Genomic DNA, 18,443 nt, shown 5'->3' on the forward strand with positions numbered 1-18,443 from the left:
ATATGCGAAGGTTACCTCGATTGGCTGGTTATTGCGCGCTAGCGCTTTTGCTGGCAGGACCAGCGTCAGCTGAAGAAGCGACCGAAGCAGCACAGGCACCGTCTGACTTGTGGTTGCTGTATCAGCAGGCGCAGGATCAAGATCCGCGTATTCTGTCGGCAGAAGCCGCTGCACGTCGTGCGGAATATCAAGAGCGTGAAGCGCTGGGCCGGTTGTTACCCCAGCTAAGTGCAGACTCACGTTTGACACGGACAAATTACATTTCGGAGTTTTCTGAGACTTACTACGGTGGCGAGAAATATTCAGTATCCATGTCTCAAGTGCTGTATGACGCTCCTGTTTGGCAAAGCTACCAACGCTCTCGAGCACTGAGTGAGCAGTACGCGAGTCAGGGGCTGCATGATATTCAGGGTGCGACTGCAGACCTGGTTCAGCGATATTTTGATGTGTTGGCGGCTCAGGATAGCCTGGAACTGATTCAGGCTGAAAAACGCTCAGTTGAGCGTAACCTGGAACGTATTCAGTCTTTGTACAAACGTCAGCTGGCCTCGATTACGGACAAACTTGAAATCGAGGCGCGTCTGGATCGATTGCGTTCAGATGAAATCGAAGCCAGTAACCGTATATGGGTAACGCGGGAAGGACTGGCCGAAGTGATAGGTCGGCCTGTATATGAGCAGCTTGAACGGCTGATCGCGCAGCCCAAACTGGCCGCAACTTTCGAGCTGGAAAATTATGAGCACTGGCGTGATCTTGCCCTTGCGAATAATCCCCTTATTCAGGCGAAGCAAGCCTCGGTAAATGCTCAGCGTGCAGCGAAAAAAGAGGCGTTTGGTGGGCATATGCCCAAGGTCACCATGCAGCTGTCGAGTCAGAAAAGTAACATTGGCAGCGAGAATGCACCTTCACCCAGAACCGAGTCGAACGTTGCTGCGCTCAGCATCCAGATTCCGCTGTTTTCCGGTGGGTCTACCAGCGCGCGTAGTGATGCAGCATATGAAAGTATGCTGATTGCGCGGCAGGAACTGGAGTCTTCGCGACGTCAGGTATTCAAGGAAGTGCGTACTGCTTACATGAATGCGCAATCCGCACTGTCCAAAGTAGAGGCCGGCACCGTCGCTTTGCGGTCCGCTGCAAAAGCGCGTGAAGCAGCAGAAAAAAGTTTTTTGTATGGCATTAATAATGCGGTAGACGTTCTCGACCGTGCCAGGGAGCAATACAGTGCAGAACGTGATCTGCTGGAGGCACAATACAGCTTCCTGCTTAGCTATGTTGTGTTAAAGCGGTGGAGTGGTAATTTGTCAGAGGATGACCTGCAGCAGATTAATACTCTGCTAGACATTCATACAGTAGAATATGCTGCTGAGACTACCGGTTAAGTGGCTTGAACATACTGCATCTGTACAAGTCAGCGCCACCAGAAGAAATTGGTGGCGTTGGCGCTTTTATTGCCAATATATCCCGTGGCACCGTGAGTGCCGGTGTTAACCACCGAGTATTGGTGTTTACACGCAACAGTGCCTTCAGAATTGAACGCTGGGAATGTGGTGCCGAGATTTTCTTTTGCCCCATGCTGTTTCAATTCGCCTCAATGCCGGTAGGGCTCGTCTATTTTAAACAGTTTCGCAAGCTGTTGGACTGGGCGGATCTGCTCCATCTCCATTACCCTTTTCCTATCCAGGATCTGCTTTATCTTGGTGGTAAATTGCTGCGCAAGATGCCCCCGGCGATCGTGACGTATCATAGTGATATTGTACGTCAGAAAAAGGTGGGTAAGTTATATGCACCTTTGGCACTGAAGTTTTTGCGCTCAGTGGATTCTGTGGTTGCGACCTCGCCCAAGTATATTCACAGCAGCCCGGTATTGAAGCAGCTGGATACGAAAACAATGATTCCTCTGGGGATCAGTGAAACACTTTATCCAGCACTGTCCGAGTTGAGGCAGCAGTATTTCCGTAGTCTTTACGGGGAAGGGTTCTTTCTGTTTTTAGGTGCGCTGCGCTATTACAAGGGACTTGGCTGGTTGGTTGATGCGGCTATACAAACCGGGTTACCGGTTGTCATTGCCGGAGGTGGACAACTGGCAGCCGAATTAAAAGAGCAAGCGGCGGGTGCGGGGAATATCCACTTTGTAGGCCAAGTGGATGAAGATGATAAAATTGCCTTGCTCTCGTTAGCGGGTGCATTTGTGTTCCCGTCGCATTTGCGCTCAGAGGCCTTTGGCATCAGCTTGCTGGAAGCGCAGATGATGCATCTGCCTTTGATTACCTGCGAAATTGGCACCGGCACCAGTTATGTCAATGACCATGAAGTGACCGGATTAGTGGTCCCGCCCACCGATGCAAAGGCATTGGGGTCAGCCATGCAAAGTCTCTGGGATGATCCAGATATGCGCGAGCGGATGGGGCAGGCCTCGTATGAGCGGTTCCGCCTGCTCTTTACCGCCAAGCGTATGTCTGAAAGCTACCTGGCTTTGTATCATCAATTGATGGCGAAGACTGTCTGATGTCGTTCATGGTGCGCTTATCCAGACGTGTTCTGCTCCATTGCCGGGAGGAGGACAAGCGTCAACATTTTGGTTACAGCTTCGTATTGATGTTATTGGCAGCCCCCTGGTTTTCTTTGTGGGCAGCGGTAGTTGTAGTGTTAGTGATAGGTCTGTTCAAAGAAATTTGGGATCATTACTGGGGTACCGGTTTCTGTTGGATTGATATGACTGCTAATGTGTTCGGTATACTGGTGGCCACTCCCTGTGTGTGGCTGATATCAGTCTGACCACATTTTAATGTGAAAGCGAAACCGGCCATTAAGGCCGGTTTTTTATTCTGTCGCTTTTGTCAGAGCAGAAGATCCACATGCTCAGGTGATTCGGAGATTGCCAGAATCACATTTAGTGCGGGTTGCTCTTCTAATTGAGATAACCAGTATTCCGCGCCTGCCGTCTCAGCGCTGCGGCCAAACGCATTCTGGTAAAGGATGTCGATAAACTCCACATTGTCGAGAAGGTCGTTGCCCAGTCCCTGCTGATACTCGTGTGAGGCCATGAACGCAGTTGCAATTGTTTCGATGCGGGCTCCTTGCTGCAGTTGCTCGTGCCAGTGGGCAAGCCCTGCAGTATCCGGCGTTCGGTCAAACAGGGTGTCATACAGGCGTACAACCGCATCCGTGTTGTTGGCCAGTACCTCATCCTCCTTGAATGCCAGGTTTTGAATGCGCATGTCTTCACTTTTGTTTGTGTCGACCTGGGCGAATGCGACTGCAGAGAAAGCACTCTGCATGTATTCAGCAAAAGCGTCTTGCTCTGTTCCTGCAGCCGCTTCAGTGGCTGTTCCGTCGCCCAAGCCAGCACTGACTAGATCGATGCGTTCCACAGCATTGGTATTCAGCTCCAGGAATTCGCCAAAGGGGTAGCCGTCGCCACCGTCCGCCATAAAACCAAGAGTGACGACTTTGATGGTGGCGGCGGCGTCCCCAACCAGCTCACCGTTCACAACCAGTACATCCTGAACTCGGTCGTACTCATCCAGAACAGCTGCACTTTGAATACGATCACCTGCTTCTCGTGTCCAGTCAAAGCTGTAACGAATACCTGCGACCTGGGCAAACTGACCAGGGGTAGAGTTTTCGTCAGAGGCGGATACCGCATGCTCGATAGCAGCCAGCAGTTGGGCGCGAGTCAGTGTCAGGATGCTGAGGTCATTGTTGAAACGCAGTGACGATTCGATATCCAGCTGTGAGACATCGCCTTCCTTTTTACCAGCGGCATCGTTTGCTTGGGGTGGACGCAGTTCGTAGTCACCATCAGAACCAACCGCGTAGGTTGTGCCAATGGGTTCACGGACTCCACCGCCATTCTTGATTGAAACCATGACGGCATTGTCTAACTGGCGGGCATACCATAGGTTGGCATCGGCAGTCAGGTTACCCAAGTTGGTTTCTTCAGTGCGGACGAATGTGCGCTCACCCTGCAAATAGACATCGGTGCTACCAAAGGTGATACCGTCCTTGGCGGTGACCAGTTCATCCACAGCACCGACAAGCTCTTGGGCGATGGCACCCTTGCTGTCCTTGGCGTAAGCGGCCTCCTCGCTACCCCAAAGCTCAGCCGCTGTGGCATCGGTTGCAGTGTAGAGTGTGGAAGTATCGTCATTGATAGAGTCGGTAATGATGTTGCCTTCGACATCAAATTCGACGTTGAGCTGACCTACATAGCGCCAACCGCCATCAGTATTGACCAGTACTACATCATTGCCGGCAGCATCTTTGGTTAGAATCGGGTAGTCCCGGTAAGGGGTTTGTCCGGTGCCTGGAAACAGGGCTTCATCTGCATCGGCGAGTAGAGCGTTGGAGCCACCGGCCATGATGATGTCGACGCCATCCAATAGTCCTGCAAGCTCCTCTTCCAGTGATATTTGCTGCAGGTGAGACATCAAAATGATCTTGTTGACCCCTTCGGCCTTCAGTTGATCAATGTGGACTTGAAGCTGTTGTGCCAGTAGCTGCAAATTATTGGCATCAGTTCCTTTGACCTGGACACCTCCGGTACTGGAAATGCTTTCAAGGATCTGGGTAGTAGCACCAATAATGCCAATTTTTTCACCACCCTTTTCAACGATGGTTGATGGCGCGATCTTGGGTGCTGATGTGGCAGCGTTCAAGTCATCTATAGTGGAGGAAAAAGCTTGGTGATTAATAATATCGTCGGTAAACAGACCGGAGAGGCTGTCGTCACCGCTGAAATCAAGATTTGCACTGAGATAGGGGAATTGTGCTCCCAGCCAGCGGACACCATCCAGGCTGTCGGAGCGGATTTCGGTGCCAATCAACCCGGCTAATGCGCTGGTACCCAGATCAAATTCATGATTGCCTAGTGTAATGGCACTGGCTTCGAGCAGATTGGCCAGTGTCAGGTCTACGCGTCCGGCGCCTTCCCGCAAGTTGTTGAGTGTGCCAGGTTCCAGGCCTAGTATTTTTTCATTGGCCAGCTGAATAGCTTCGCGTAGGCTACGGTCGCCCGCTGCCGACATGAAAGGACCTGGCAGAATCAGGTCTCCGCTGGATAGGAATAGAGAGTTGGTGGTTTGATCTTCAAGATAGTCGACAATAGAGACGAAAGCAGGGGCGTTACGCAGATCGCCACCGCCGCCTTCCATGTCTGAAGCGTGCAGAATCTGAAGCGTGTAGTTTGCCATTTCCAGAACTCTCCCGAAAGTTGGGTCAATTAAGACCTTACATCCTCCACTGCAGAGTTTAAAAATGTGTGACAGTTATGTGGGAGACAGGGTGCAGGCATTCTGCACCCTGTGGTTAGTGCTGTTTTACAGGTTTTTCAGCATCCGCTCATGCTGGGCGTGGATCTCTTCACCCGGCTGGCGACCCATCAACGATACCGCGAAGATGGCGATAGTGGCGAAGATGATGCCTGGTACGATCTCGTACATGTCGAACAGACCACCGGACAGCTGCTTCCAGATCACCACGGTGACGGCACCGACAATGATGCCGGCCAGTGCGCCGTTGCGGGTCATGTTTTTCCAGTACAGGCTGATCAGCAGTGCGGGGCCGAAGGCGGCACCGAAACCTGCCCATGCGTAGGACACCAGTCCCAGTACGGTACTGTCCGGGTTAAGGGCCAGCAGCATGGCAACAATCGACAGGCCGATAACCGCCAGACGGCCGACCATGACGATCTCTTTCTGCGATGCGTCTTTGCGCAGCAACTGCTTGTAGAAATCTTCCGCCAGGGCTGATGAGGACACCAGCAGCTGGGAGTCAGCAGTACTCATGATCGCCGCCAGAATGGCCGCCAGCAGGATACCGGCGATGATCGGATGGAAGATGGCGTTGACCAGCAGCATGAAGATGGTCTCACCGTCGGCCAGTTCACCGCCCATCTGGGTCTCGACGAACATCATCCCTGCCAGACCGACCAGCATGGCACCGGCCATGGACAGGCCGCTCCAGCCTACCGCGATCCGACGTGCGGTGGTGATTTCCCGATTGCTGCGGCAGGCCGCAAAACGGGCCAGGATATGCGGTTGACCGAAATAACCCAGACCCCAGGCGGCCAGCGATACGATCGCAATGAAGCTGAGCGGTTCGCCGTTGACGTCATTGAACAGGGTCAACAGTTCCGGGTTCTTGGCTTCAATGGAAGCCCACATGACGCTGAAACCACCGTCGGCCTGAATAGCTGCAATCGGGACAATCAACAGTGCGGCGGCCATCAGCAGGCCCTGCACCAGGTCAGTCCAGGAAACGGCGAGGAAGCCGCCGAAAAGGGTATAGGACACGATACAGATAGTGCCGATAATCAGTGCGGTGGTGTACTCCAGACCGAATACGGTCTCGAACAGCTTACCGCCAGCCACCAGGCCGGAGCTGGTGTAGAACAGGAAGAACAGCAGGATGAAGAATGCCGAGATAACCTGCAGCATACGGGATTTGTCGTAGAAGCGGTTGGCGAAGTATTCCGGCAGCGTCAGCGCGTCGCCCGCTTCGATACTATAGGTGCGCAGACGCTTGGCGGTAAACCTCCAGTTGGCCCAGGTGCCCAGCAGCAGGCCACCGGCCAGCCACAGGGCTTCCATGCCGGAACCGAAGGCGTAGCCGGGCAGGCCCAGCAGCAACCAGCCACTCATGTCGGATGCACCGGCAGACAATGCAGCCGGCCAAGGACCCAGAGAGCGACCGCCAAGGAAGTAGTCGGAAGAGTTGGCGGTGCGTTGATAGGCGATCACGCCGATCGCCAGCATCATTATCAGATAAACGATAAAGGTGCCGTATACAGCATAGGTGTTTTCAATCATGCAAAAAGCCTCTTTGCAGCCCATAGGGGTCTGTTATTGTGCGCCTGCCTCATGCGGGGCTCGGAAGCTGAGGCAGGTCGACAATGAACACCGGAAACAACCGGTTGTTCATGACAGGTTAGACGGTACGGCTGCCCAGTTCCAGCAGCGTCGCGTTACCGCCTACCGCAGTGGTGTTGGTCGTGCGGGTTTTTTCAGTGACCAGACGCAGCAGGAAATCCGGACTGGTCAGCAGCGGTGAATGCTGCAGATCGGTCTCGGCCACCAACTGAATCAATACGCCATCATGAATCGCCAAGGCCCGGTTCAGCTCGATTTCCAGTGCCGGTTTGCAGCTGGTAACCAGCAGACGCAGGTCATCCATGCTGAACAGCTCGAGTTCCGGTGTTTTGGTGTCCAGTGCCAGTGCAGCACGGGGAACACCTGCGGTGTAGAGGGCTTCGACCAGCTGTGTCAGCCAGGCCTCATGGCCGTTCCACTGCACGACCACCGCGTTGCCGCAGGCCAGTGCGGCGATCAGCTGGCAGCTAACCAGGGTCTCGGTGCTGTCCGCTGTGCCCAGAACCAGCGCGACACCGCGGCCGGTCAGGTACAGCTCGTTGGATTCGCCGGTCGGGCCGGGCATGAGCTGAGTCTCGCCCAGCGGTTTGGCGTCATCCAGCAGTTGCTGAGCCAGACGTACGGTCAGCGCAGCGTCGGCGTGGGCCGGCAGGTGGTCGAGTGCGCTGGCCAGTAGCTGGCAGCGATCGGCGAAACCGCGACGGTTCCAGGCTTCCCATACGGCAGCGGCCTGAATGTCCTTAGTATCAGAATGATGCATCTTATCCCTCCACCTGGTCGGATTGAGATGAGGCCGGCTGCAGTTGGGTGAAGCGCAGCAGGTAGTGCGGACCACCGGCTTTGGGGCCGGTACCGGACAGACCCTGGCCGCCGAACGGCTGCACACCCACGGTGGCACCCACCTGGTTGCGGTTGATGTAGGTGTTACCGACACGGGCACGTGATTCGATGTGCGCTGCCGTACCTTCGTTACGGGTATGGATACCCAGCGTCAGGCCGTAGCCGCCGTTGTTGATCTGATCGATCACTTTATCCAGATCGCGGGCGTCGTAACGCACCAGATGCAGGATAGGACCGAACTGTTCACGGCCGAGTCGCTCAAGGGAGTCGATTTCGAAGGCGGTCGGCGGCACGAAGGTGCCCTGTTCCGCATCGGCGTGCAGGGGTGTCTGTGCCAGCAGGGTACTGGTGCTGCGCATCTGTTCGATGTACTGCAACAGGTTCTGCTGTGCGCCCTTGTCGATCACGGGGCCGACATCGGTGCTGTGCAGGCAGGGGTTGCCGGTTTTTTGTTCGGCCATGGCGCCCTTGAGCAGGTCGATGACGCGGTCGGCGATATCCTTCTGCACGCAGAGTACACGCAGGGCCGAGCAACGCTGGCCGGCGGAGGCAAAAGCGGACTGCACCGCATCCTGCACCACCTGTTCCGGCAGCGACGTGGAGTCGATGATCATGGCGTTCTGGCCACCGGTCTCGGCGATCAGCGGCACCGGCGCACAATCGCGTGCGGCCAGTGTGCGGTTGATCAGGCGAGCGGTTTCGGTGGAACCGGTGAAGGCTACACCGGCGATGCGTGCATCTGCGGTCAGCGGTCCACCCACTTGGGCACCGGTGCCCGGCAGCAGTTGGATGGCGCTGCCGGGGATACCGGCTTCCAGCATCATCTCAACGGCACGGCAGGCGATCAGACTGGTCTGCTCGGCCGGCTTGGCGACGACGGTATTACCGGCGGCCAGTGCAGCGGTGACCTGACCGAGGAAGATCGCCAGCGGGAAGTTCCATGGGCTGATGCAGACGAACACGCCGCGGCCGTCACGAATCAGCTGGTGGGTGTTGCCATCCGCCAATGTGCGCGTCAGCGGTGCGCTGAACAGGTCGTTGGCCTGCAGGGCATAGTAACGGCAGAAGTCGACGGCCTCGCGGACTTCGTCGATACCGTCCTGAATGGTCTTGCCCGCTTCCTGATGACAGATGGCCACCAGCTCTTCCAGATTTTCTTCGAGCAGATCGGCAAGGCGCATCAACGCCTGGGTACGGATACCCACCGGTGTGGTGTGCCAGTCGGCAAAACCGTCGCTGGCAACCTGTACGGCTTCGGCAACGTGCGCGGCTTCGGCGAAGTGAATCTGACCGGTGTGGTGGCGGTGGTCATAGGGCGCATTGACTGCAACGACGCGACCGGTTTCGATCCGCTGACCGTTGATGATCGGGCCACCCAGCCACTGGTGCTCCAGCCACTGATTCACTTTCTCGCTGAATGGCACCCACTCGCAGGCGATCTCGATGTTCGGACCACGGGAGTTGGCGCGCTGCTGGCCGTAGATATCACGCGGCAGTGGGATGTACGGGTTGTGCAACGGGTTGCGCTTGTTCAGGGTCAGCCAGGGGTGTTCGATCAGGTCGCTGATCGGGCAGCGGGCATCAACCAGACGGTGAACGAAGGAGCTGTTGGCACCGTTCTCGAGCAGACGTCGCACCAGGTACGGCAGCAGGTCTTTGTGGTTGCCGACCGGCGCGTAGATACGCACGGCGACGCCAGCCTGTTCCAGTACGCGGTCATAGAGCGCATCGCCCATGCCGTGCAGACGCTGGAATTCGAACTGGTCATGCTGCGCTTCGGTCATGATGGTGGCGACGGTATGCGCGTTATGACTGGCGAACTGCGGCCAGATCAGCCCTTTGATATGGTTGCTGAGCAGGAAGCGTGCACAGGCCAGGTAGGCCACATCGGTAGATTCTTTGCGAGTGTAGACCGGGTAGCCGTCCAGACCTTTCTGCTGGCACAGTTTGATCTCGGAGTCCCAGTAGGCCCCCTTCACCAGACGCATCGGAATCAGGTCACCCTGCTGCTTGGCCAGTGCTGCCAGCCAGATCAGCACCGGCAGCGCGCGCTTGGAGTACGCCTGAATAACCAGACCAAAACCGCCCCAGCCTTTGCAATCCGGGTGCTGGTACAGTTTCTGGAACAGCTGCAGTGACAGCTCAAGACGGTCGGCTTCTTCGGCGTCGATGGTGATCGCCACATCCAGCGCACGGGCCTGACGGATCAGCTTGAGCACGGTTTCGAACAGCTGTTCCATCACCTGTTCTTCCTGGCCCGGCTCGTAACGCGGGTGCAGGGCAGACAGTTTGATCGAAACGCTGGGTTTCGGGCCCTTGGCCTTCTTGTCGTGGTAGTTGCCGACAAAGTCGATGGCGCGGCTGTAGTCGTTCAGGTATTTACCGGCATCGGCACGGGTCAGGGCAGCTTCGCCGAGCATGTCGAAGGAGTAGGTGTAGCCTTTTTCGCGGTAGTTGCTGCCGCGCTTCATCGCTTCGTTGATGCTGCGGCCCAGTACGAACTGGTGCCCCATGATCTTCATCGCCTGCTGCATCACTTTACGGATCAGCGGCTCGCCCATGCGGTTGACCAGGCGGTTGATGACGCCGGACGGTGTGCCGTCTTCGCGCTCATCCATGGAGACGACCTTACCGGTCAGCAACAGGCCCCAGGTGGAGGCGTTGACTAGCAGGGAGTCGGAGTTGCTCAGGTGACTTTTCCAGTCGGCGACGCTGAGCTTGTCGCGAATCAGGGCATCAGCGGTGTCGGCATCGGGAATACGCATCAGCGCTTCGGCCAGACACATCAACAGAATGCCTTCGCGGGTATCCAGACTGTATTCCAGCAGCAGGGCATCGATCATGTGGATCGCGCCGTCATCGGCACGCACCTGTTCGATCAGGCGGGTCGCACAGGACTCGGCCGCACGGATCTGCTCTGCGCTGGGTTCGGCAAGGGCCATCAGTTCCCTGAGCCAGCGGCTCTCGTCAATGGCGTAAAGCGGGGAGATCTGCTCCCAGAGCGCCGACAGCGGCTGCTCGATCAATCCCGGATGCAGTGCATCGATCGCTTTGAACATAGACATTTCCTCAACTCTTCCGCAGGTGTCAAGCTGCCGGGGGGCAGGTGGGCACCTTGGGGTTTTGCCGGTTCAGAGAGCAGGATTGCCCACTGAGGCGGCATTTAATAACAGCCGTTGCGGAGCGGTCTTGTCAGGTTCTACGAATCTTTTGCACGATCCTCCGAGGGAAGGTCGCTCCGCTGACGCCGGAACTGTGCCGGTGATACCTCGAAACGCTGACTGAAGGCGCGTGTCAGCGCACTTTGGTTGCAAAAACCGAAGCGACCGGCCAATTGTGCGATCGAGTCGGGAGCGTGGACTAAAGCATGACGTACGGCATGTAAACGACGTTCACTGACGTACTGGCTGGGGGTTGCGCCGGTCTGGTCACGGAAGCGGGCGAAGAACTGACTGCTACTGAGACAGAACAGGCCCGCCAGTTCATCGACCGGCAGTCGGCGGTCCATATGCATATCAATATAGTCGTCGAGCAGCTCCAGGTTGAGTTTGCCCTGAATGCGTGCCGGCAGCGCATGATCCAGCTGGCGCTGCAGGGCGCAGATCAGGGTATTGCTGCAGGCTTCCTGCAACAGTGGATCATGTGGGCTGTAGTCGATCTCCCGGCTGAGTGAACGCAGCAGCAGTTGCAGTTCGGGCGGACAATGAAAATAGCTGGCCTGCTGGAATAGTCGATCAATGCGCTCCTGTTGCTGGCGGTCATGACTTTCGGTGGGCAGGTCGAGTACCAGAATGCGGTTATCGCCCAGACCGCTGAATACATGGTCGGTGGCGCAGGGCACCAGACAGCCGTGGCCGATGCGCACTTCACGACTGCGTCCAGCCAGTTCAAAGGCAGTATCGCCCTCCAGGCCGAATACCAGCTGATGGTGTTGATGGTCGTGATGGTCGGCCGAGGTCGGCAAGCTGACAACTTTTGTGCTGCGGGTCATGGGCAGTGGTAACCGGGTTGGCGTGGTTAGGGTTAACCTTAGTCTACTAATTATACAGCGCAAGCCGGGCGATGTGATCAGGCGGAGCGCATTTGCCTGCTTTACCGGTTACAATAGCGCCAAATAAACACCTACCTACAGGATAGATGGCGAGATGGCTGAACTGAAAAACGATCGCTTTCTGCGTGCCCTGCTGCGCGAACCGGTCGATGTAACCCCGGTCTGGATGATGCGTCAGGCAGGCCGCTATCTGCCGGAGTACCGGGCCACCCGCGCCCAGGCCGGTGATTTTCTGAGTCTGTGCAAGAACCGTGAACTGGCGTGCGAAGTCACTCTGCAGCCGCTGGAACGTTACGATCTGGATGCGGCGATCCTGTTCTCGGACATTCTGACCATTCCCGATGCCATGGGGCTGGGCCTTTATTTTGAACAGGGCGAAGGGCCGCGTTTCAAGAAGGTCCTTCGTACCGCAAACGATGTGGCTGATTTGCCGATCCCGGATGCGGCCAACGATCTGGATTACGTGATGGCGGCGGTCAGCGAAATTCGGGGTGCGTTGTCTGGCCGTGTACCCTTGATCGGTTTCTCCGGCAGCCCCTGGACACTGGCGACCTATATGGTCGAAGGCGGCTCCAGCAAGGATTTCCGTCACATCAAGAAGATGATGTATGCCACCCCCGAGGTGATGCATGCGCTGCTGGACAAGCTGGCACAGTCGGTGACCACCTACCTGAACGAGCAGATCCGTTCCGGTGCCCAGGCGGTACAGATTTTCGATACCTGGGGGGGCGTGCTCAGCGGTCCCATGTACAAGGAGTTCTCGCTCAAGTACATGCAGCAGATCGTCAATGGTCTGATCCGCGAACATGACGGCCGTCGTGTGCCGGTGATTCTGTTCACCAAAAATGGTGGCCAGTGGCTGGAAACCATGGCCGAGGTCGGTGCCGACGCACTGGGTCTGGACTGGACCACCAATATCGACGACGCCCGTCGCCGCGTCGGTGACCAGGTCGCCCTGCAGGGCAACATGGACCCGAGCGTGCTGTACGCCCCGGCTGATCGCATCCGTACGGAAGTGGGTGATATTCTGGCCCGTTTCGGCAATGGCAACGGCCATGTGTTCAATCTGGGCCACGGCATTCACCAGTTTGTCGATCCTGAAAGCGCCAAGATCTTCGTCGATGCGGTGCATGAGCTAAGCGCTCAGTATCACCGCTAAGGCACTCGTTTATCGAGTGAGTCTGACAGGCAGCGGTGTGATCCATCGCTGCCTGTGTTGTTTCTACGGACGAATACCATGAAAAAACTGTCAAACCTCTTTGCCAACAATCGTAGCTGGTCCGATCGCTTGCGCGAGCAGGACCCGACGTTCTTCCCGACGCTGGCGGGCCAGCAGGCGCCGGAATACCTGTGGATCGGCTGCTCCGACAGTCGAGTGCCGGCCAACGAAATTGTGGATCTGCTGCCGGGTGAGTTGTTCGTTCACCGTAACGTTTCCAACATCGTTGTACATACCGACATGAACTGCCTGTCGGTACTGCAATATGCGGTTGAAGTGCTCAAGGTAAAGCATGTGATGGTGGTCGGGCATTACGGTTGCGGCGGCGTGCGGGCGGCCTTGGAGCAGAAGTCACACGGCCTGATTGATAACTGGCTGCGCAACATCCGTGACGTGTATTACAAGCACCGTGCGTTGGTGGGGCCCTGGAAGGATACCCCGCAGCAGGTCGATATGATGTGCGAACTGAACGCAGTGGAGCAGGCCTACAATGTCTGCAACACCACCATTGTGCAGAACGCCTGGAATCGCGGCCAGGAGCTGAGCATCCATGGCTGGGTCTACAGCTTGAAGAATGGTCGTCTGACCGATCTGGAGTTCTGTGCCGACGGTACGGAAAATGCCGAGGCTGAGTTGCATCAGGCGATTAACCGTGTCGAGTCTACGCGCGCATTCAGCTAAACTCGCGGCAACATGAAAAAGCCCTCATCGTGAGGGCTTTTTGCGTTATGGGGACTTGATCAGCGTTGGATGAGCATCCTAGCTTAACAGCAGCGTCATTGCGGTACCGCCGACCAGCAGCAGTACAAATAACAGTGCGCCCAGTGCCATCGGCTTCCAGCCCGCTGCGCGGATGGCGCTGAGGCGGGTAGCGAAGCCCAGTGCGGCCATCGCCATGGCCAGGAACAGCTGGTCCAGCTGATGCAGCGCGGCCAGCACGGCCTCGGGCAGCAGTTGATAGCTGTTGACCAGCGGCAGCAACATGAATACCAGTGCAAACCAGGGGATCGGCAGTTTGCGTGTACCGGTATCCTGCGTGTCATCGCGGCCGAACAGCTGGCTCAGCACCAGTAGTACCGGCACCAGCAGCATCACCCGCATCAGTTTGGTGACCACGGCGGTATGTGCGGCGTCGGCGGGCAGGGTGGCGGCGATGGCGGTGACCTGTGCCACTTCATGGGTGGTGGCACCGACCAACCGACCGAAGGCGACATCGCCCTGCTGGAACAGGGCCTGTACCCACTCCTGGGTGAACAGCCACGGGTAGAGCAGCATGGCGGCACTGCCGAACAGCACGACGGTCGCGATGGCAACCGGTACCGCCTGCTGGCGAGCACGAATGGTAGGGGCGCTGGCCAGCACGGCCGCGGCACCGCAGATGGCACTGCCTGCGCCGATCAGCACGGCGGTGCGCGCATCCAGTTTGAGCCAGCGAATGCCGACCCAGGCGGCGGTGGCCAGAATGCCCACCACGATGACCAGGTCGATCAGCAGCGCATTCAGGCCCGCGCTTTGCAGATCGGTAAAGCTGATGCGCAGGCCGTAGAGGATGATGCCTGCGCGCAGCAGGTAGTGACGGCTGAACTGCAATCCTGTCTCGCTGTGCTGTTCGATCGGTGCGGTGGTGAAATGGCCGGCAATAATGCCCAGCAGCATTGCCAGCGTCAGAGGACCGATAATACCGAGACCGGGTACCGGCAATTGCGCCAGCAGCAGGGCGGCCAAGCTCAGTCCCAGAGTCAGCGCCAGTCCGGGCAGTAACGGGGTTGGATTCAAACGCTGTATGGCTGTCATGGGGCACCTCCCTCTAAATCAATGAAGGCACTTTAATGCTTTTGGTTATAAGTTTAAAACGGATTGATTTGGTATTATTAACCAGTTTTATCGATAGATAAGTATATTCAAGGGAGGTGGCCATGTTGTCCTTGCGTCAGCTGGAAGTGTTTCTGGCCGTGATCGAAACCGGTTCGACTACCCGTGCTGCCGAGGCGGTGGCGTTGTCACAATCAGCGGCCAGTAATGCACTGACCGAGCTGGAGTCGCGTCTGGGCGAGCGCCTGTTTGATCGAGTCGGTAAACGGTTGGTGCTCAATGCCAGCGGACGCGCTCTGCAGCCACGCGCACTGTTATTGCTGACACAGGCCCGTGATGCGGAGACGCTGTTCCGTCACGGCGGTGGCCAATTAAAAGTGGGGGCCAGTACGACCATCGGCAACTATCTGCTGCCGCGCCTGCTGGGTGCCGCTGATGGCGTGCTGCCCTGTGAGCGGATCGATATTGCCAATACTGACGAGATAGCGGAGCGCATGCTCCGGTTTGAACTGGATCTGGGGCTGGTGGAAGGGCGGACCTTGCATCCTGATCTACTGATGGAGCCCTGGCGGCAGGATGAGATGGTGATTGTGGCGGCCCCGCAGTATGAGGGTGCGGTCTTGGCGGCATTGCCCTGGATCATGCGGGAAGCCGGTTCGGGTACGCGCCGGGTGGTGGAGCAGGATGTGCTCAGTGATCTACCGGTGATTCGGCCGGTGCTGGAGCTGGGCAGTTCCGAGGCGATTCACAACGCCGTACGGGCGGGGCTGGGCGTCAGTTGCCTGTCCCGACATGTGGTCGAGCAGTCGTTGCAAAGCGGTGAGCTGGTCGTACTGGCACCGGAGCGCAGTATCCGTCGCCAGCTCTATCTGCTACGCCACCGCCAGCGGCCGGACACCGCGGCGGTGGCGCGTTTTCTGGCGCTCTGTGCGCCAGAGAATTGAGGCTTATTGTACGCTTAGCGCCAGCGCCTGATCCAGATCGGCAATCAGGTCATCGATATGCTCGATACCGATCGACAGGCGTACCATCTCCGGCGATACACCGGCAGATTTAAGCTCTTCGTCGTTGAGCTGGCGGTGCGTGGTTTCCGCCGGGATGGAGGCCAGTGACTTGCAGTCGCCGATGTTGACCAGACGCAGGAAGATCTGCAGCGCATCATAGAAGGTGCGCGTGCCGTCACGTCCGGACTTCAGGCCGAAGCTGAGGATGCCGGAGGCCTTGCCGCCCATGTATTTCTGCGCCAGAGCATGGTCCTTGTGGCTTTCCAGACCGGCATAGTTGACCCAGACCACTTCCGGATGGTTTTCCAGATATTCCGCAACCGTCTGTGCGTTTGCGCAGATGCGCTCCATACGCAGCGACAGCGTTTCCAGCCCCTGCAGCAGCATGAAGGCGTTCATCGGTGACAGGGCTGCGCCCATGTTACGCAGCGGTACTACGCGGGCGCGACCGATAAAGGCAGCGGGGCCAAAGGCTTCGGTGTAGACCACGCCATGGTAGGACACGTCCGGTTCGTTGAGCAGCGGGAAGCGGTCCTTGTGCTCGGCCCAGGGGAAGTTGCCGGAATCGATAATCACGCCGCCAACGGTGGTGCCGTGGCCGCCGATGTATTTGGTCGCCGAGGTAACGATGATGTCGGCACCCTGTTCGATCGGACGCCACAATGCCGGGCTGGGCACGGTGTTGTCGACCACCAGCGGTACGCCGTGACGGTGGGCGATTTCGGCCAGTTTTTCGATATCGGCGATGCCGCCGGACGGATTGCCGACTGACTCGCAGTAGATCGCTTTGGTGCGGTCGTCGATCTTGCTTTCCAGCGCGGCGAAATCATCCATGCGCACAAAGCGCACGTCCAGACCCTGGCGCGGCAGCGTGTGCGCGAACAGGTTATAGGTGCCGCCGTAGAGTTCGCTGGTGGAGACGATGTTGTCACCGGCCTCTGCCAGCGTCTGCAGGGTGTAGGTGATCGCAGCCATGCCGGACGCTACCGCCAGCGCGGCCACACCGCCTTCCAGTGCCGCGACGCGCTTTTCCAGTACATCGGTGGTCGGGTTCATGATGCGGGTGTAGATATTGCCCGGTACCTTGAGGTCGAACAGGTCGGCACCGTGTTGGGCATCATCAAACGCGTAGGATGTGGTCTGGTAGATGGGAACGGCGGCGGACTTGGTGGTCGGGTCCGTCTCGTAGCCGGCGTGCAGCGCAAGCGTTTCCAGTTTCATAATCTATCCTTTGTGTTGTTCTTGAGCGTAGTGTGCATTCTAGCACTAGAGAGAGGTGGTACAGGGGGGAAGTGTCCCCGGCTGCGCATGACAGCCGAGTAAGATGAGGGAATTTTGACTTACACTAGCAGATCGTGAGCGCCTCCTGCGCCAACCAGTTTAATCGGCTCATCGGTTTCTACCATAATGTCCTTGTAGTGGTTCAATGAGGGCCTATCGCCAGTAGAATTTGAAAAGCGATATTTAGCGAAACAAAAGAGTGTCCAAGAAACTCGGGGCTATTCACTCAGGACTGAACTGCAGTGGATTGACTGCGTCCAAGTGTAACACCGAAATGCTGTCGATAAGCGCTAGTGAAATTACTGACATGACGATAGCCTACATTGTGAGCAACTACCTTGACGGGAAGTCCTTCGATTTCAATCTGTACTCTGGCTGTTGTTAGCCGTTGCTCACGTATGTACTCGCTGACGGACTGCCCCTTCAGGATACGAAATATCTCGTTTAGCCGGTGGCGGGAAAGACCAAAGTGTGCGGCCAGACCATCGCCTCTTAACGGCGTAGAAAGGTTAAGCCTCATGTAATCACAGACTTGATCAGCTATTTGCTGTTCCCAAACGCTTATGTTGTTTTTAGCAAGCTGGCTGGTTTGTTGTTGGCTGGCATAATCCTCAAGCAGACTGGCAAGGAAGCAACGCGCCAGACCATCACGTTTTAATATGTGTAGAGGCTGGTCTGTTCTGGATGCAAGCTGGAATAGCTCGGTCGCAAGCGTACGTGTTCTTTTCTGCCAATACACAGGGCGGACCAAGCAGTTGTCAGTCTCTTGTGCAAAAGGAGACAGGATTGGGTCCATTTCTGGGCAGGATAGGCCTTCATTATCGAGGGGTAGGGTGACGCCGATATGACGAATAACCTGATTGCCGGGCAGGTGCAAGCGTCCGCCACTTTTGCAAACCCGCATCAAAAGTGAACGATTGGGGGTATTGGCATATTGGTTACCGTCGGGCGTCTCGAGAGTCAGTTGACCGGATAGCAGCGCCTGAGAGCATAGCAGTTGTGACGCTTTTCCTGCATCAGCCGAGGCATCGATGATGCAGTTGGCCTTGACGCGAAACTCAGAGCAATAGAATTTTCCGCCCTGGGTGAGTTCGACAACTTGCATGCAGCCTGTTCCCGCCCCATTAGGTAGAGGAAACTCCGTACCTTCGAAGTCCCACTCTGCATTAAATTCGGGTGGTAAAACTGATTGGTTTTGGTTCATCCCTGTTCCTGTATGGCAACGGCGTTTGGTGCGCCGGTGTAGTATGAATAGCACTGTGCCGGTTGTGAGCATAGCCGTAAGAGAAAGGTCTCGCAAAAGAGATTTCCCTCATTGAAAGCAGGTATGGATACGGAGTATTGACGTGATTTTGTGTAGAGGGGAG

Annotated in this window: 13 protein-coding genes; 5 read left to right on the forward strand and 8 right to left on the reverse strand. The window is 56.9% G+C overall.

Annotated features, from left to right (window positions below; translation table 11 throughout):
* Positions 1-2 precede the first annotated feature (2 nt).
* A complete protein-coding gene (locus CLV44_RS07815; RefSeq protein WP_106591557.1) occupies positions 3-1,379 on the forward strand; it encodes a TolC family outer membrane protein in 1,377 nt (458 codons plus the stop codon).
* 5 nt (positions 1,380-1,384) lie between these two features.
* Positions 1,385-2,506, forward strand: a complete 1,122-nt coding sequence (locus CLV44_RS07820) for a glycosyltransferase (protein ID WP_106591558.1) — start codon at positions 1,385-1,387, stop codon at positions 2,504-2,506.
* Between the two features lie 331 nt (positions 2,507-2,837).
* Here CLV44_RS07820 and CLV44_RS07830 read toward each other — a convergent pair whose 3' ends face one another.
* The 5 genes from CLV44_RS07830 to CLV44_RS07850 form a co-directional block, all read right to left on the reverse strand.
* Complete coding sequence (locus tag CLV44_RS07830; protein ID WP_106591560.1) at positions 2,838-5,192, reverse strand: 5'-nucleotidase C-terminal domain-containing protein; 2,355 nt, start codon at positions 5,190-5,192, stop codon at positions 2,838-2,840.
* Between the two features lie 126 nt (positions 5,193-5,318).
* Positions 5,319-6,809, reverse strand: a complete 1,491-nt coding sequence (gene putP / locus CLV44_RS07835; protein ID WP_106591561.1) for a sodium/proline symporter PutP — start codon at positions 6,807-6,809, stop codon at positions 5,319-5,321.
* Positions 6,810-6,927: 118 nt separating this feature from the next.
* Positions 6,928-7,629 carry a delta 1-pyrroline-5-carboxylate dehydrogenase gene (locus CLV44_RS07840; RefSeq protein WP_106591562.1) on the reverse strand — a complete coding sequence of 234 codons (702 nt, stop codon included), beginning with the start codon at positions 7,627-7,629 and terminating at the stop codon, positions 6,928-6,930.
* 1 nt (position 7,630) lies between these two features.
* Positions 7,631-10,768, reverse strand: coding sequence for a bifunctional proline dehydrogenase/L-glutamate gamma-semialdehyde dehydrogenase PutA (gene putA, locus CLV44_RS07845; protein ID WP_106591563.1), 3,138 nt, complete (start codon positions 10,766-10,768; stop codon positions 7,631-7,633).
* A 140-nt stretch (positions 10,769-10,908) separates the two neighbouring features.
* Positions 10,909-11,700, reverse strand: a complete 792-nt coding sequence (locus CLV44_RS07850) for an AraC family transcriptional regulator (protein WP_106591564.1) — start codon at positions 11,698-11,700, stop codon at positions 10,909-10,911.
* 154 nt (positions 11,701-11,854) lie between these two features.
* On the opposite strand from CLV44_RS07850, the gene hemE reads away from it, so the two are divergent.
* Together hemE and can are read left to right on the forward strand one after the other, a co-directional pair.
* Entirely contained in the window at positions 11,855-12,919 is a 1,065-nt protein-coding gene (gene hemE, locus CLV44_RS07855) for a uroporphyrinogen decarboxylase (RefSeq protein WP_106591565.1), read from the forward strand.
* A gap of 78 nt (positions 12,920-12,997) precedes the next feature.
* Entirely contained in the window at positions 12,998-13,660 is a 663-nt protein-coding gene (gene can, locus CLV44_RS07860) for a carbonate dehydratase (RefSeq protein ID WP_106591566.1), read from the forward strand.
* A gap of 78 nt (positions 13,661-13,738) precedes the next feature.
* On the opposite strand, the gene CLV44_RS07865 is transcribed toward can, so the two are convergent.
* Positions 13,739-14,773 carry a YeiH family protein gene (locus CLV44_RS07865; protein WP_106591567.1) on the reverse strand — a complete coding sequence of 345 codons (1,035 nt, stop codon included), beginning with the start codon at positions 14,771-14,773 and terminating at the stop codon, positions 13,739-13,741.
* Positions 14,774-14,895: 122 nt separating this feature from the next.
* Here CLV44_RS07865 and CLV44_RS07870 point away from each other — a divergent pair, with 122 nt between their 5' ends.
* A complete protein-coding gene (locus CLV44_RS07870) occupies positions 14,896-15,735 on the forward strand; it encodes a LysR family transcriptional regulator (RefSeq protein ID WP_106591568.1) in 840 nt (279 codons plus the stop codon).
* 3 nt (positions 15,736-15,738) lie between these two features.
* Here the strand turns inward: CLV44_RS07870 and CLV44_RS07875 are convergent, their stop codons facing one another.
* Both CLV44_RS07875 and CLV44_RS07880 read right to left on the reverse strand, forming a co-directional pair.
* Positions 15,739-17,016 carry an O-acetylhomoserine aminocarboxypropyltransferase/cysteine synthase family protein gene (locus tag CLV44_RS07875; RefSeq protein ID WP_106591569.1) on the reverse strand — a complete coding sequence of 426 codons (1,278 nt, stop codon included), beginning with the start codon at positions 17,014-17,016 and terminating at the stop codon, positions 15,739-15,741.
* A 286-nt stretch (positions 17,017-17,302) separates the two neighbouring features.
* Complete coding sequence (locus CLV44_RS07880) at positions 17,303-18,280, reverse strand: AraC family transcriptional regulator (protein WP_170069298.1); 978 nt, start codon at positions 18,278-18,280, stop codon at positions 17,303-17,305.
* Positions 18,281-18,443 lie beyond the last annotated feature (163 nt).

The organism is Marinobacterium halophilum (genome assembly GCF_003014615.1).
Taxonomy (GTDB): domain Bacteria; phylum Pseudomonadota; class Gammaproteobacteria; order Pseudomonadales; family Balneatricaceae; genus Marinobacterium; species Marinobacterium halophilum.

Coding starts and splice junctions, on each gene's coding strand:
- CLV44_RS07815 (WP_106591557.1), top strand. CDS start 3: ATGCGAAGGTTACCTCGATTGGCTGGTTATTGCGCGCTAGCGCTTTTG.
- CLV44_RS07830 (WP_106591560.1), bottom strand. CDS start 5,192: ATGGCAAACTACACGCTTCAGATTCTGCACGCTTCAGACATGGAAGGC.
- putP (WP_106591561.1), bottom strand. CDS start 6,809: ATGATTGAAAACACCTATGCTGTATACGGCACCTTTATCGTTTATCTG.
- CLV44_RS07840 (WP_106591562.1), bottom strand. CDS start 7,629: ATGCATCATTCTGATACTAAGGACATTCAGGCCGCTGCCGTATGGGAA.
- putA (WP_106591563.1), bottom strand. CDS start 10,768: ATGTTCAAAGCGATCGATGCACTGCATCCGGGATTGATCGAGCAGCCG.
- CLV44_RS07850 (WP_106591564.1), bottom strand. CDS start 11,700: ATGACCCGCAGCACAAAAGTTGTCAGCTTGCCGACCTCGGCCGACCAT.
- hemE (WP_106591565.1), top strand. CDS start 11,855: ATGGCTGAACTGAAAAACGATCGCTTTCTGCGTGCCCTGCTGCGCGAA.
- can (WP_106591566.1), top strand. CDS start 12,998: ATGAAAAAACTGTCAAACCTCTTTGCCAACAATCGTAGCTGGTCCGAT.
- CLV44_RS07865 (WP_106591567.1), bottom strand. CDS start 14,773: ATGACAGCCATACAGCGTTTGAATCCAACCCCGTTACTGCCCGGACTG.
- CLV44_RS07870 (WP_106591568.1), top strand. CDS start 14,896: ATGTTGTCCTTGCGTCAGCTGGAAGTGTTTCTGGCCGTGATCGAAACC.
- CLV44_RS07875 (WP_106591569.1), bottom strand. CDS start 17,016: ATGAAACTGGAAACGCTTGCGCTGCACGCCGGCTACGAGACGGACCCG.
- CLV44_RS07880 (WP_170069298.1), bottom strand. CDS start 18,280: ATGAACCAAAACCAATCAGTTTTACCACCCGAATTTAATGCAGAGTGG.